Origin of the sequence: Actinophytocola xinjiangensis (genome assembly GCF_001921215.1) — a bacterium.
Lineage (GTDB): Bacteria > Actinomycetota > Actinomycetes > Mycobacteriales > Pseudonocardiaceae > Actinophytocola > Actinophytocola xinjiangensis.
The window spans coordinates 1-13,499 of record NZ_MSIF01000025.1; the positions used below are offsets into that span (position 1 = coordinate 1).

A 13,499-nucleotide genomic window follows, 5' to 3' on the forward strand; every position below is an offset into this window, starting at 1 on the left:
GGACATCAGCAATCACATGATCAACGAGACCGTGCCCGCCCCATCAACTGGGTGATCGACTTTGCCGACCCCCTGCCGGTGAGGGTGGGGGCCGTACCTAGGGGTACTGGGGCTTGCCCCGGTTGTCCGCGAGTTGGACCTGGCCGTGGTCATGGGGCGGGTTCGTGTCCGTCTGCCGTGTGGCGTTCCCGTGCCCGTAGAAGGACAGTTCGGCCTCCAACGCCGCACGGACCGTCTCCGCCTTGCGGAACCCGGATCGGTCGTTGTGGGTGTTCAGGGGATGGGTTGGCCCAGGCCAAGGAGGTTGCCCTCGCTGTCGCGGAACCAGGCGCCTCGTTCGCCGGTGCCGACCGAGGGGTAGTTGCCGGCCACCTCGACGATGCCGTCGACGGTGCGGAGCCCGGGCAGGTCGACGTCCTCGAAGACGACGCCGCGGTGGCGTAGTTCGGTGACGACGGCGTCCAGGTCGGTCACCTCGAAGGCCATCTGGGTGTGTTCGCCCGATGACGCTCCGGTGGAGGCGAACAGGGCGAAGCGGGTCGGGCCCAGGCGGTAGAGAAGGCCTCCCGGGCGTTCCTCCGAGGGTTCCAGGCCCAGTTTGTCGGCGTAGAACGCTCGGGCTCGGGTCAGGTCCTGGCACGGCAGCCTGGTCGCCACCTGCGCGTCACTCAGCATGACCCCGATGGTGCCAGGGAAGTTCAGGGTCGGCCTCCGGGCGATGCCCGATGGTCCTCGCCGCCCCGCCCGGGTGATGCTGGAGTCGGCTTGGAGAACGAGGGAGGACGTCGTGGAGATCACCGGAATCATCACCGCCATCGTGTTCGGGGCGATCATCGGTGGGTTGGGGCGCGCGGTGGTCCCGGGCCGGCACCGGCTCTCGCTGCTCGCCACTCTCCTCGTCGGCATCGTGGGGGCGGTGATCGGGACGGGGGTCGCCGATCTGGTGGGCGTCGCCGACACCGACGGGATCGACTGGACCGAGATCGCCATGCAGGTCGTGTTCGCCGGCGGCGGGGTCTCGCTGTTGACCCGGGCTCGCACGCGACAGAACCACTGAACCCGCGCGGCCCGCACACGACCCACCAGGGGGAGTCGGGTGCGGGGCCGTGCTCGCGCACCGGGCCGCGCGGCTTCGCACCGGGCCGCGCGGCTGCGCGCCGGGCCGCGCGGCTATGCGCCGGGCCGGCGCGCGGACCCCAGCGGCTACGCGCCGGGCCGGCGCGCGGACCCCGGCCGCGAACCGCGCACTCCATCGCACGCCGCTCGCGCGCCGACCCGGACCGTGCACGAACCCACGCGGCGATCCTCGGCGATCCACTCGCGAACCCGCGCGAGACCCCACCCCTCCCCGGAACCGTGTAACAGTGCGGTAACCGGACGTGCTGTGGTGAGGAGTTTCTTCGTTTTGCCCCTGGACGTGGGAAATCGCTGGGTATAGTCCCCCCACGTACGGGCCAGGGGAGGGCGGTTATGGGCGACTTCTTCGACGCCGCGCTGTCCTTTCCCGCTCTGCCACTGACTTTCCTGCTCGCGTTCGTCGTCCTCTACTGGTTGCTGGTGTTGCTCGGCACGTTCGACGTCGAGCTGTTCGCCGGGGACGGGTCCTTCGGGGACGGGCTCGGACTGGGGGGTGTTCCGGTCACGGTCACCGCCTCGGTACTGATCGTGGTGGGGTGGTTCGCCACGTTGGCCGGGGGGCTGATCTTCGACGGTGTCGTCGCCGGTGTCGGGGCGATCGTCGTCGGGTTGTTCCTGGGGTTGTTGGCGGCCCGGGCGGTCGCCACTCCGTTGCGGCGGCTGTACGCGACCGGGGTCGAGCCGTCCCGCAACGACTTCGTCGGTCGGGAGTGTGTCATTCGCACCGGCCGGGTTTCCGCTGACTTCGGCCAGGCCGAGGTCACCGCCGCGGACGGGTCCTCCGCGATCGTCCAGGTGCGGCAGACCGGTGAGCACCAGCTCACCTCGGGGCACCGGGCGTTGATCTTCGACTACGACATCGACGGCGAGTTCTTCTGGGTCGCGCCGGCCTGAGTATCACAGAGAGGTCCACAATGGAGGTCATCTTCATCGCTGTCGGCGTGGTGCTCGCCGTACTGCTCATCCTGCTGCTCGCGATCAGCCGACTGTTCCGCAAGGTCGAGCAGGGGCGCGCGCTGATCGTGTCCAAGGTGCGCAACGTTCACGTCACGTTCACCGGCGCGGTCGTGTTACCCGTGCTCCACAAGGCGGAGTACATGGACATCTCCGTCAAGACGATCGAGATCGGCCGGATGGGTCAGGAAGGCCTGATCTGCCAGGACAACATCCGCGCCGACATCCGGATCACCTTCTTCGTGCGGGTCAACAAGACCAGTGAGGACGTCATCAAGGTCGCGCAGGCCATCGGCACCGAGCGCGCCTCCGACCAGGGCACCCTCCAGGAGCTGTTCAACGCCAAGTTCTCCGAGGCCCTCAAGACCGTCGGCAAGCACCTCGACTTCGTCGACCTCTACACCAAGCGCGACGAGTTCCGCGACCGCATCCTCGCGGTCATCGGCACCGACCTCAACGGCTACAGCCTTGAGGACGCCGCCATCGACTACCTCGAGCAGACGCCACTGGCCCAGTTGGACAGCAACAACATCCTCGACGCCCAGGGCATCCGCAAGATCACCGAGCTGACCGCCATCGAGCACGTGCGCACCAACGAGTTCCAGCGCACGGAGGAGAAGGAGATCACCAAGCAGAACGTCGACGCCCGCGAGGCCATCCTCGAACTGGAGCGCCGGCAGGCCGACGCGGAGAACCGCCAGCGCCGCGAGATCGAGACGATGAAGGCCCGCGAGGAGGCCGAGACCGCCAAGGTGCAGGCCGAGGAGCGCCTCAAGGCGCAGACCGCGAACCTGCGCACCGACGAGCAGCTCGGCATCCAGGACCAGAACCGTGCCCGCGAGGTCGCCGTCGCGGAGAAGAACCGCGAGCGGGTCATCGCCATCGAGACCGAGCGGATCGAGAAGGACCGCCAGCTGGAGGTGGTGTCCCGCGAGCGGGAGATCGCCGTCGCCACCGCCGCCAAGGACAAGGAGGTCGAGGTCGAGAAGCGGACCGTGGCCGAGGTCGTGCGGGAGCGGATCGCGGTGGAGAAGACCGTGGCCGAGCAGGAGGAGAACATCAAGCGGCTGCGGGCGGTCGAGGAGGCCGAGCGTGACCGGCAGGCCATCGTGATCCGCGCCGAGGCGCAGGCCCAGGAGAACCTGGTCAAGGACATCAAGGCCGCCGAGGCCGCGGAGGCCGCAGCCAAGTTCAAGGCCCGCGAGGAGCTGCTGATCGCCGAGGCGCGCCAGCAGGCCGCCGAGCTGGAGGCCACCGCGAAGATCCGGCTGGCCGAGGGCATCCAGGCCGAGGCCGCCGCCGAGGGCCTGGCCGACGTGCAGGTGCGTGAGCGCGGCGCCGAGGTCATCGAGAAGGAGGGCCGCGCCGAGGCGATCGTGGTGCGGGAGAAGGCGCTGGCCGGCGCGGACGCGCTGCGCGAGAAGCTGCGCGGCGAGGCAGAGGGTCTCACCGAGAAGGCCGCGGCGCTCGCCGCGATGGACGCCGCCTCGCGCACCCACGAGGAGTTCCGGATCCGGCTGGAGGCCGAGAAGGACATCCGGATGGCCGGCATCGAGGCCCAGCGTGACGTGGCCGAGCAGCAGGCGCTGGTGCTGGCCAAGGGCCTGGAGAAGGCCGACATCGACATCGTCGGCGGCGACACCGTGTTCTTCGACCGGCTGATGGGGTCGATCGCGCTCGGCAAGGGCGTCGACGGGTTCGTCGAGCACTCCGACGTGGCGAAGACGCTGGCCGGCCCGTGGCTCAACGGTTCGGCCGACTTCACCGAGGACATCAAGCAGATCCTCGGCTCGATGGGCACCGAGGACGTCAAGAACATCTCCATGTCGGCGTTGCTGATGAAGATGATGCGGGACGGGGCGCTGCCGGTCAGCGTGCCCGATGACGCGGCCGCCGCGCTCACACCGAAGTCGTGACGGCCACCACCGAACAGGCGCCGGCTGCGGCGGGCCTGGACGCGCGCACCTACGAGGTGTTGCGCTCCCGGCTCGCCGAGCAGGCCGCCGAGCTGACCCGCCGCGCCGAGGCGCTCAACGCGCGGCGGCTGGAGGTGTTCGGCAGTACCGACATGCGGCTGGTCGGCGCCGAACGGATCCGCACGGTCAACAACTGTGTGCCGCGTGACGTGGTGTCCGTCCCGGACAGTGACGGGGACGTCGCGAGCGGGCTGATGTTGTTCGGCTACAACGTGTTCATCGGCCTCAAGCCGGAGACCACGGTCGACGACGTGTTCTCGCTGCACCGGTTCACCCGCGACGGCGAGGCGTTCCGGTTCGAGGACGCCGGGCGTGACGAGCGGCCGGAGCTGCTGGGCGACGAGCGGTTCCGGCGCGACTTCACCGAGCTGTACCGGTACTACCGGGAGACCCGGCTGCTGCAGCTGCGCCCGATCGAGGGCAAGCTGCTGGCGGTGTTCCAGACCGGCCCGCGCACCGAGGACATCAAGGTGCTGCGCTGGTCGGTCGGCGCCGACGGCTCGCTGTCCTACCTGGACAACACGGGCGAGCGGGACCACGTCTTCCCGGCGGCGCACGACTTCACCTGGACCGAGACCACCCGCGAGCAGCACGTCCTTGGCCGCCACCCGCACGTGTCGATCGAGGACGAGGTCTTCATCGAGACGGTCAACGGCGACCTGACGGTCAAGGTGGAGAACAACACCGAGGTCGGCGAGGGCATCTACCGCGAGTCGGTCGACGAGCCGTTGCAGAGCCTGGCCGACGCCGACATCCGCTACGCGCGGGTCGGCCCGCTGATCCTGCTGAAGATCCTGCCCTACAACGAGAAGACCTGGCGTTACCTGGTCTACAACACGCGCACCCGGTCGGTGGTGCGCCTGGACGGCATCGGTCAGGCCTGTCAGCGGCTGCCCGAGGACCAGGGCCTGATCTTCCCCGGCGGCTACTACCTGGCCACCGGCGTGTCCCGCACGTTCGACACGGCCACCGACGGCCTGGAGTTCGAACGGGTCATCCGCTCCCCCAACGGCGAGGACGTGGTGTACGTCTTCCACGCCCGTCGGGAGGGCCGCTCGCTGCTGCTGCCCTACAACGTGATCCGCAAGGAGGTCGCGACGCCGCTGCCCTGCCACGGGTTCTCGCTGTTCGAGGACGGCACGCTGGTGGCGTTCCGCGCGGACTCCGAGGAGCCGACGCGGGTGCACCCGATGCAGGTGTGGCAGACCCCGTACGTGTCGGACAGTTTCGCCGCCGCGCAGCCGGTGGGCACCGGGCCGCTGGAGCGGATCGGCAACGCCGATCTGGTGCGGGGGGTGTCCGACTGCCTGTCGGTCACCCGGATGATCGGCGAGATGGCCCCGTCGACGGCGATGTTCGAGGGTCTGATCGCCGCCTGTACGCGGGCGTTCGACAGCTACCACTGGCTGGGTGACACCGAGCTGGGTGACCTGCGGACGCCGGTGGCGGATGTGCGGGCGACGGCCGAGCAGGTGCTGGCCGAGTTCGAGACCGTGCAGACGCTGACGGCCTCGGCCGCCGCCCAGCTGACCGAGACCGACGAGCACTGCCGGTCGCTGGTGCGCCGGGTGCGTGGCGAGGCACCGAAGTCGGCCGACCAGTGGGTCGGTCAGCTCGCGGAGCTGCGCCGCGCCCAGGGACACCTGGTGACGTTGCGCGAGGTCCGCTACGTCGACACGGCGCGGATCGACGAGCTGGCGGCGACCCTGGAGTCCGAGCTGGCCGCGGCGGCGACCCGCGCGGTCGAGTTCCTCAGCGGGCCGGACGCGTTCACCGGCTACCACGAGCAGGTCGCGGCGCTGGTCGCCGACGCGGAGGCGATCGCGACGGTCGCCGAGGCCGGGCCGGTGGCCGAGCGGCTGGCCGAGCAGGCCGCCGGGCTGGAGATCGTCACCGAGGTCGTCGGCGGGCTGGAGATCGCCGACGCGACCGTGCGTACCCAGATCCTGGAGCGGATCGGCGAGGTCCTCGGCGGCGTGAACCGCGCGCGGGCGACCCTGGACGGGCGGCGCAAGGCGCTGTTGTCAACCGAGGGCCGGGCGGCGTTCGCCGCCGAGTTCGCGCTGCTGGGGCAGGCGATCACCGGCGCCCTGGCGGTCGCCGACACCCCGCGCCGGTGCGACGACGGGCTCGGGAAACTGTTGCTGCGCCTGGAGAACCTGGAGTCCCGGTTCGCCGAGTTCGACGACTTCCTTGGGGAGCTGTCGGCCAAGCGCACCGACGTGTACGAGGCGTTCTCCTCGCGCAAGCAGGCGCTGGTCGACGAGCAGGCGCGGCGCGCCGACCGGCTGGTCGACTCCGCCGAACGCATCCTGACCAGCGTCAACCGGCGGGTGGCCGGGCTGTCGTCGCTGGACGAGATCAACACCTACTTCGCCTCCGACCCGATGGTCGCCAAGGTCCGTTCGGTCGCCGAGGAGCTGCGCGAGCTCGACGACGCGGTCCGCGCCGAGGAGCTGGCCGGCCGGCTCAAGGCCGCCCGTCAGGAGGCCGGCCGCTCGCTGCGCGACCGCGCCGACCTCTACGGCGACGGCGGCGAGACCGTGCGGCTTGGCCGGCACCGGTTCGCGGTCAACACCCAGGCCATCGACCTGACGCTGGTGCCCAAGGACGGGCGGATGTCGCTGGCGGTCACCGGCACCGACTACCGCGAGCCGGTCACCGACACCGAGTTCGAGGCCACCCGAGGCTACTGGGACCAGCTGCTGGTCTCGGAGTCGCCGGAGGTCTACCGGGCGGAGTACCTGGCGGCGTGCGTGCTGGAGGAGACGCCCGACCTGGAGGATCTGCTGGGCGCGGTCCGCCGGGCCGCCGAGGCCCGCTACGACGAGGGCTACGAGCGGGGCGTGCACGACCAGGACGCCGCCGCGATCCTGGCGGTGCTGGCGCGGCTGTCGGCCGGCGCCGGGCTGTTGCGCTACCCGCCGGACGCGCGCGCGGCCGCCCAGGTGTTCTGGGCGTCGGGCACCGACGAGGCGACCCGCGAGCGGTGGACGACCCGGGCGGGGTCGCTGGCCAGGGCGCGGGCGGCGTTCGGTGCGGTGCCGGCGATCGGTGACCTGTGCGGCGAGCTGGCGTCGGCCATGGCCGAGTTCGGCCGGGCGGCCGGGCTGCCCGAGGCGCCAGCGCTCGCGGCCGAGTACCTGTTCGAGGAGCTGGCGACGCCCGACGGGTTCGTGACCGGCGCCGGGGCGCGGGCGATCGTGTCGCGGTTCCGCCGGTCGCTGGCCGGGCGCCGCGAGTTCGACAACGACCTGCAGGCACTGGGCGATGACCTCCAGGCCAGGTACCAGCTGGTCGACGCGTGGCTCTCGGCGTTCCTGACCACCACCGACGAGCTGTCCCCGGTGGACCTGCCGGAGGCGGTGGCGATCGAGCTGTGCGGCCCCGGACTGTCCAGAAGGGACTCGTCGGCGGCGCTGTCGGCCACGGTGGAGGGTCTGCTCGGGTCGCATCCCCGGGTGGTCGACCGCCGGCTGGAGGTGCGCCTGGACGAGCTGCTGACCCGGGTGCGGACCTTCCGCACCGAGCGGGTGCCGGGGTTCCGGGCGTACCAGAAGACCCGCAACGCGCTGGTCGAACGCGAACGCAATCGTTTGCGGCTGGAGGAGTTCCGGCCGAAGGTGATGAGCGCGTTCGTCCGCAACCGGCTGCTCGACGAGGTGTACCTGCCGCTGATCGGCGACAACCTGGCCAAGCAGCTGGGCGCCACCGGCGACGACAAGCGCACCGACCAGATGGGTCTGCTGCTGCTGATCTCCCCGCCCGGCTACGGCAAGACGACGTTGATGGAGTACGTCGCCAACCGCCTGGGCCTGGTGTTCGTGAAGGTCAACGGCCCGGCGCTGGGCCACGACGTGACCTCGCTCGACCCGGCCGACGCGCCCAACGCCACCGCCCGCCAGGAGGTCGAGAAGATCTCCTTCGCGCTGGAGCTGGGCAACAACGCGCTGCTGTACCTGGACGACATCCAGCACACCAACCCGGAGCTGCTGCAGAAGTTCATCTCGCTGTGCGACGCGCAGCGGCGGATGGAGGGCGTGTGGCAGGGCCGGACGCGGACCTACGACATGCGCGGCAAGCGGTTCGCGGTGTGCATGGCCGGCAACCCGTACACCGAGCAGGGCAAGCGTTTCCGGATCCCGGACATGCTCGCCAACCGCGCCGACGTGTGGAACCTCGGTGATGTGCTGTCCGGGAAGGACGACCTGTTCGCCCTGAGCTACGTCGAGAACTCGCTGACGTCCAACTCGGTCCTGGCGCCACTGTCCACCCGGGAGCGCGCGGACATCCAGCTGCTGGTGCGGCTGGCCGGCGGGGACGACTCGGTGCGCACCGAGCAGCTCGCGCACCCGTACTCGGCGGTCGAGCTGGACCAGATCCTGTCGGTGCTGCGCAAGGTGTTGCGCGTGCAGCGGGTGGTGCTGGCCAACAACAAGGCCTACATCGCCTCCGCAGCGCAGGCCGACTCGTCGCGCACCGAGCCGCCGTTCCTGCTGCAGGGCTCCTACCGCAACATGAACAAGCTGGCCGAACGCATCGTCCCGGTGATGAACGACGCCGAGCTGGAGTCCCTGGTGGACGACCACTACCTCGGTGAGGCGCAGACGCTGACCGCCGGTGCCGAGGCGAACCTGCTCAAGCTCGCCGAACTGCGCGGGACGCTCACCGAGGCCCAGGCCGCGCGGTGGGCCGAGGTCAAGGCCGCCTACCTGCGGGACAAGGCGCTCGGCGGCGCGGCCGACGACCCGATGACCAGGGCGATCGGCGCCGTCGGGCTGTTGGCCGACCGGGTGGCGCAGGTGGAGACGGCGATCCGGGCCGCGTCGGGCTGAGCTCAGCTGGTCGGGCCGCCGACCAGGACCGACCAGCCGCCGTCGACGCGCAGCGTGCTGCCGGTGGCGGCGGCCAGCGCCGGGTCGGTGGCCAGCGCGACCACGGCCGCGACGTCGTCGGGCTCGACCATCCGGCGCAGGACCGACTCGCGGGCCAGCGCGTCGGCCCGCTCGCCGGTGAGCAGCGCGGTGGTGGCCGGCGAGCGGACCGCGCCCGGGGTGACGGTCAGCACGCTGATCCCGTCCCGGGCGGACTCGGCGGCGACGTGGCGGGCGAAGGTGGCCAGCGCGGACTTCGCGGTGCCGTGCGCGAGCCGCCCGCCGCCCACGTAGTCGGCGGCGGTGCTGCCGAGGTAGACGATGCGCCCGCGGCGTTGCTCCCGCATGGGTTCGAGCGCGCGCCGGGTGACGTGGAAGGCGCCGGCCAGCTCCCCGTCGACCTTGGCCGCGAACGTCTCCCACGGCAGGTCGGCCAACGCCGCGAACGGCGGCGGAACCGTGTTGGCGTTGACGACCAGCGTGTCGAGCCGCCCCCGCTCGGCGAGGACGCCGGCGATCAGCCGGTCCACCTCACCCGGATCGGTGACGTCCGCGCCGGCCGCGGTCGCGCTGCCGCCGGCGGCCCGGACCTCGCGCACCACGGCGTCCGCGTCCGCCGCGCCGGTGCGGTAGTTGACGATCACGTGGTGTCCGCGCGCCCCGAGCGCCCGGGCGACGGCCGCCCCGACGCCCCGCCCGGCGCCGGTGACGATAGTTGTGGGTGACACGCTTCCTCCTCGGTCTGAGCTGCGCGCTAACCTAGAGAAAGTGCCCATTCGGGCGGAAGGCGCTTACCGCGCGGTGTGCCGCTCACCCGAGGGTGAGCCCGCAGCCCACAGGCCGGAGCCCGACCAGATGAGTGACGTGTTTCACCGGGACTGCCCGGCCCGCGAGCTGCTGGGACACCTCGCGGGCCGGTGGACGGTGCTGGTCCTCACCGCCCTGCTGACCCGCCCCCACCGCTTCCACGAACTACGCACGGTCGTCGAGGGAATCAGCGACAAGAGCCTCACGGCCACCCTGCGCCCGCTGTGCCGCCACGGCCTGGTCCACCGCGCGGTCGGCACCGAACTGCCACCGTCGGTCACCTACTCGGTGACCCCGCTGGGCCGGGGCGCGGCCGCCGCCCTGGCACCGCTGCTCGACTGGATCCGAGCAAACGCCGACCAGATCCTGCCCGGCGACGAGCGTTAGTCGACCTCGACGAGGGTGACCGCCTCGCGGATGGTGGCGGGGTCGGCGTTGGTGGAGAAGGCCTTGGCCCAGTGGGTGGCGTCGACCTGGACGACGGCGAGGCGGCCGTCGGCGGTGGTGCGTACGGGGGTGCCGTCGACGATCTGCTTCTGGTCGACCGGGACCCAGGTGGGGTCGAGGTCGGCCTTCTCCTCGGCGGTGACGACCAGCGGGCCCTGGACCCGGGCGGGGGCCTTGCCCTGGTGCAGGCTCAGGGTGACGCACGTGTCGGCCGTCTGGCACACGGTGGGGGAGCCGTCGGCCCAGGAGATCTCGTCGTAGCCGGCGGGGAGCGCGGACAGCGCCAGGTCGACGTCCAGTGCGGTCGGGGTGCCGGTCACGTTCTCGGCCACCCGGCGCAGGGCGTCGAGGGGGACGGCCGGTTCGGTGCCGCTGACCACGGCCCAGCGGTTGTCGGGCAACTGCCAGATCAGCTGGGTCTGGCCGGGGCCGAGGCGGCGCAGCGTGCCGGGCCGGCCGGCGACCGTGGTCGGTTCGTCGACAGCCTCGGGGAGCGGGTCGTCGACCTGGTCGCTGACCCACACGACCACGGTCCGGAAGTCGCCGCCGCCGACGTACTGGGCCGAGCCGAGGGTCTCGGACACCCGCCAGGTGTCCAGGTGATAGCCCGACGGTAGCCAGCCGGCGGTGAACGGCAGGGACGGGGCCGCCGGCACGGTCGCGGTCGCCGACGACGCCGGGGCGAGGCCGGTCGGGGAACCGTTGTCGCCGGGCGTGGTGGCGACCACGACGCCGAGCGCGACGGCCGACGCCACACCGGCCACGCCGGCGACATTGGTGATCTGGCGGCGACGGCGGCGCCGACGGATGCCCGCCTGGACGCCGGTGAACACGTCGGTCTCGGCCGGGGCGTGGCGTTCCAGCGCGTCCAGCGACTGGCGCAACTCGTTCTCGATCATGGTTCGGTTACCTCCACGGGGTGGACCTGGGTGCGCAGCTCGGCGAGCGCGCGGGAGAGGTGGCTGCGCACCGTGCCGGCGGCGCAGCCGAGGATCGCGGCGATCTCGGTGTCGGTCAGGCCCTCGTAGAACCGCAGCACGACCACGGCGCGTTGCCGACGCGGCAACGTCGCCAGCAGCGCGGACACCTGATCCCGGTCCGCGAGCCGCGTCGCGGGATCAGGGGTCGTCGCACGGCTGAACTCGCCGATGTCGGGAACCGTCCTGGTCGAACGCACCGACAGCAGCCGCCGCCAGGACAGGAACCCGTTGGTGATCATGCGGCGGACGTAGAGGTCCGGCCGATCCATCCGCCCGATCCGCCCCCACCGCGCGTGGGCCCGCACGAGGGCGTCCTGGGTCAGGTCCTGGGCGAGATGGGCGTCGGCCGTCAGCACACCGGCGAACCGGGTCAGCGGCCCCAACTGCTCACGCAGGAACTCGTCGAAATCCACACCCCTCAAACGCGTCCACCACCCGGAAGTGTTGAGTCACGTCTCCCAGACGAGATCCAGCGGCGTGATGTGGCTGAACCGTTGGAGCGCCGACTCAGCCGAACTGTGGACCCCGAACATGGTCTGCCCACCCCGATCGCGGCGGAAAGTGATCACGTCCCGGCGTGACGCCAGACTGATGTCCAACCCGTAGGCGAAAATCTTGCTGCTGTCCTCCGCGCTCACGAGCGCGAACGGTATCGCTGTCACTGGCTTTCTCCAGAGATTTCAGTGGCGGGGCCACGTACGTATACGAACGGGTACCCGATCGCCGGGCACCCCGGTTCCTTTCAGCGCCGGCATGACCGACGGCAGACCGCCCGGCTCGCCGGGATCCGGAAGGGTGAGCAGTGCGCGCAGAACCCAGACCATCGTGACGCCCCGCAGCACCTTGTCCGTTCCGGGGAGCGCGGCGTCATCGCTTCTGCCGTACCACCAGTGAACTTGCGTCGGCGCGAAGACGTCCGAGGTGGGGGCCACCGGTGCCCGGTAGGCATGTGTACCCTTCTCGTCGGCGAGCACCAGAACATCGGTGCAGTTGTCCCACCCGAATACACCGGCCAGTACTTCCGGGCCGTGACGGTCGTCCCGGAAACGGTGCCACACGTAGCCGCGTTTGCTGGCGGTCACCAGCAAAGCGTCAAGTTCTGACTTTCCGCTCATACCCGTTCCTCTTACTTCTGCTTGGGGACAAGGTACTTTTGGTTGCGGAACCGCGCTGCGAATTCCGTGGTACGGAAGGGGACATGAATGTCGGAGCAGAATCCAGGCGCGCGTGACCGGATGTGGGGAAGTCGGCTGCGGGTGATCCGCAACGAGCGCTGCGAGTTGCCGCTCGAACGGGCGGCGAAGCTGGCCGGTTGGCACGGATCAAAGTTGAGCCGGACCGAACGGGGTCTACGCCCGGTGTCCATACAGGACTTCGCGACGTTGGTCACCGCCTGGGGCCTGCCGGCCAAGGAACGCGACGCGATCCTGACCGAGCTGGCAACGGGTGCCTCATCCGGATGGTGGGATCGTCCGATACCTGGCGTTCCCGAGGACGTGGGGACACTTGCTGGCTATGAGGCGGAAGCGGTCGAACTGGTCGCTGTCGCGGTCGCCGTGGTCCCCGGTCTGCTGCACACCTACGAGACCGCTGTTGCCGCGATGGCCGCGAACGGCCTCACTCGCAGGGACATCGAACTCGGCTGGATCGCCCGCCTGCGCCGCCAACAGATCCTCGGCAAGGTCGATTTCTCGGTGTACGTCACCGAGGCAGCGCTGAGGACCCACTGGGGAGGCAAGGACGCCCACCACGCACAGCTGGCTCACCTCCTTCGCTGCATGGAGATCGGCACTGCCGGCATACGTGTGATTCCTCATCAGCAGACCGGCGCACTGTTGTTGCACACGTGGCACTGGATGCGTTTCCGGCACACACCACCGGTCGTGTACGTCGAGTTGGCAACCGGCGCCACGTACATCCACGAAGCCGATCACTACACCGCGATCCTTGACCGGCTCGACCAGGTTGCGCTTCCGAAGGACGGAAGCCGTACCCTTATCAGGCGACTGATGGAGGGTGGATGATCATGTGGCGCAAGTCGTCAAGGTCCGGATCTGGTGACTGTGTCGAGGTGCGCAACGACCTCGCTGCCGTTCGGGACAGCAAGAACCCCGGCCTCACCTTGCCCGTGGGCCGGACCGCCCTGAGCCAGTTACGGCTGTTCGCGCGGGGGCGCTGACGCTCACCCGGCCCTCAGGCCCGACCGTTCCCTTCGCGACGCCGCGACGAGATCCCGTGTCGAATTCCCACGACAAAGAAATCCACCTTCGCAAAACTGTCGAACGTGTCAGGTGAATGCCTGACACGGGTCGGTAGCGAGTCCC

The 13,499-nt window shown here is 70.4% G+C and carries 13 protein-coding genes; 7 read left to right on the forward strand and 6 right to left on the reverse strand.

Annotated elements, in window-relative coordinates; genetic code table 11:
* Positions 1 to 273: 273 nt before the first annotated feature.
* Complete coding sequence (locus tag BLA60_RS34015; protein WP_075137166.1) at positions 274 to 675, reverse strand: VOC family protein; 402 nt, start codon at positions 673 to 675, stop codon at positions 274 to 276.
* Between the two features lie 112 nt (positions 676 to 787).
* Here BLA60_RS34015 and BLA60_RS34020 point away from each other — a divergent pair, with 112 nt between their 5' ends.
* The 4 genes from BLA60_RS34020 (at position 788) to BLA60_RS34035 (ending at position 8,902) form a co-directional block, all read left to right on the forward strand.
* The gene (locus BLA60_RS34020) at positions 788 to 1,057 is read left to right on the forward strand and encodes a GlsB/YeaQ/YmgE family stress response membrane protein (protein ID WP_075137167.1); all 270 of its coding nucleotides are present in this window, start codon (positions 788 to 790) and stop codon (positions 1,055 to 1,057) included.
* Positions 1,058 to 1,470: 413 nt separating this feature from the next.
* Complete coding sequence (locus BLA60_RS34025) at positions 1,471 to 2,031, forward strand: hypothetical protein (protein WP_075137168.1); 561 nt, start codon at positions 1,471 to 1,473, stop codon at positions 2,029 to 2,031.
* A gap of 20 nt (positions 2,032 to 2,051) precedes the next feature.
* Complete coding sequence (locus BLA60_RS34030) at positions 2,052 to 4,007, forward strand: flotillin family protein (protein WP_075137169.1); 1,956 nt, start codon at positions 2,052 to 2,054, stop codon at positions 4,005 to 4,007.
* Positions 4,004 to 8,902: a DNA repair ATPase gene (locus BLA60_RS34035; protein ID WP_075137170.1), complete on the forward strand. Its 4,899-nt coding sequence runs from the start codon at positions 4,004 to 4,006 to the stop codon at positions 8,900 to 8,902. Before BLA60_RS34030 ends, BLA60_RS34035 begins: the two co-directional genes overlap by 4 nt.
* A gap of 2 nt (positions 8,903 to 8,904) precedes the next feature.
* Here BLA60_RS34035 and BLA60_RS34040 read toward each other — a convergent pair whose 3' ends face one another.
* Positions 8,905 to 9,669: an SDR family oxidoreductase gene (locus BLA60_RS34040; RefSeq protein ID WP_154814803.1), complete on the reverse strand. Its 765-nt coding sequence runs from the start codon at positions 9,667 to 9,669 to the stop codon at positions 8,905 to 8,907.
* Positions 9,670 to 9,796: 127 nt separating this feature from the next.
* Between BLA60_RS34040 and BLA60_RS34045 the strand changes: the two genes are divergently transcribed.
* The gene (locus tag BLA60_RS34045) at positions 9,797 to 10,135 is read left to right on the forward strand and encodes a winged helix-turn-helix transcriptional regulator (protein WP_075137172.1); all 339 of its coding nucleotides are present in this window, start codon (positions 9,797 to 9,799) and stop codon (positions 10,133 to 10,135) included.
* Here BLA60_RS34045 and BLA60_RS34050 read toward each other — a convergent pair.
* Genes BLA60_RS34050 through BLA60_RS34065 form a run of 4 tightly spaced genes read right to left on the reverse strand, consistent with a single transcriptional unit; the run spans position 10,132 to position 12,257 of the window.
* A complete protein-coding gene (locus BLA60_RS34050) occupies positions 10,132 to 11,094 on the reverse strand; it encodes a hypothetical protein (RefSeq protein ID WP_075137173.1) in 963 nt (320 codons plus the stop codon). The genes BLA60_RS34045 and BLA60_RS34050 overlap by 4 nt on opposite strands.
* Entirely contained in the window at positions 11,091 to 11,588 is a 498-nt protein-coding gene (locus BLA60_RS34055; RefSeq protein WP_075137174.1) for a SigE family RNA polymerase sigma factor, read from the reverse strand. Before BLA60_RS34055 ends, BLA60_RS34050 begins: the two co-directional genes overlap by 4 nt.
* 36 nt (positions 11,589 to 11,624) lie before the next feature.
* Positions 11,625 to 11,813, reverse strand: a complete 189-nt coding sequence (locus tag BLA60_RS34060; protein WP_154814804.1) for a hypothetical protein — start codon at positions 11,811 to 11,813, stop codon at positions 11,625 to 11,627.
* Between the two features lie 42 nt (positions 11,814 to 11,855).
* A complete protein-coding gene (locus BLA60_RS34065) occupies positions 11,856 to 12,257 on the reverse strand; it encodes a hypothetical protein (RefSeq protein WP_154814805.1) in 402 nt (133 codons plus the stop codon).
* A 120-nt stretch (positions 12,258 to 12,377) separates the two neighbouring features.
* On the opposite strand from BLA60_RS34065, the gene BLA60_RS34070 reads away from it, so the two are divergent.
* A complete protein-coding gene (locus tag BLA60_RS34070) occupies positions 12,378 to 13,199 on the forward strand; it encodes a helix-turn-helix domain-containing protein (protein ID WP_084735676.1) in 822 nt (273 codons plus the stop codon).
* Complete coding sequence (locus tag BLA60_RS42570; protein WP_084735677.1) at positions 13,196 to 13,354, forward strand: DUF397 domain-containing protein; 159 nt, start codon at positions 13,196 to 13,198, stop codon at positions 13,352 to 13,354. Before BLA60_RS34070 ends, BLA60_RS42570 begins: the two co-directional genes overlap by 4 nt.
* Positions 13,355 to 13,499: the final 145 nt, after the last annotated feature.

What these genes read in the sequence shown, in the direction of transcription:
- BLA60_RS34015 (WP_075137166.1), bottom strand. Translation starts at nt 675, where the DNA reads ATGCTGAGTGACGCGCAGGTGGCGACCAGGCTGCCGTGCCAGGACCTG.
- BLA60_RS34025 (WP_075137168.1), top strand. Translation starts at nt 1,471, where the DNA reads ATGGGCGACTTCTTCGACGCCGCGCTGTCCTTTCCCGCTCTGCCACTG.
- BLA60_RS34030 (WP_075137169.1), top strand. Translation starts at nt 2,052, where the DNA reads ATGGAGGTCATCTTCATCGCTGTCGGCGTGGTGCTCGCCGTACTGCTC.
- BLA60_RS34045 (WP_075137172.1), top strand. Translation starts at nt 9,797, where the DNA reads ATGAGTGACGTGTTTCACCGGGACTGCCCGGCCCGCGAGCTGCTGGGA.
- BLA60_RS34050 (WP_075137173.1), bottom strand. Translation starts at nt 11,094, where the DNA reads ATGATCGAGAACGAGTTGCGCCAGTCGCTGGACGCGCTGGAACGCCAC.
- BLA60_RS34070 (WP_084735676.1), top strand. Translation starts at nt 12,378, where the DNA reads ATGTCGGAGCAGAATCCAGGCGCGCGTGACCGGATGTGGGGAAGTCGG.
- BLA60_RS42570 (WP_084735677.1), top strand. Translation starts at nt 13,196, where the DNA reads ATGATCATGTGGCGCAAGTCGTCAAGGTCCGGATCTGGTGACTGTGTC.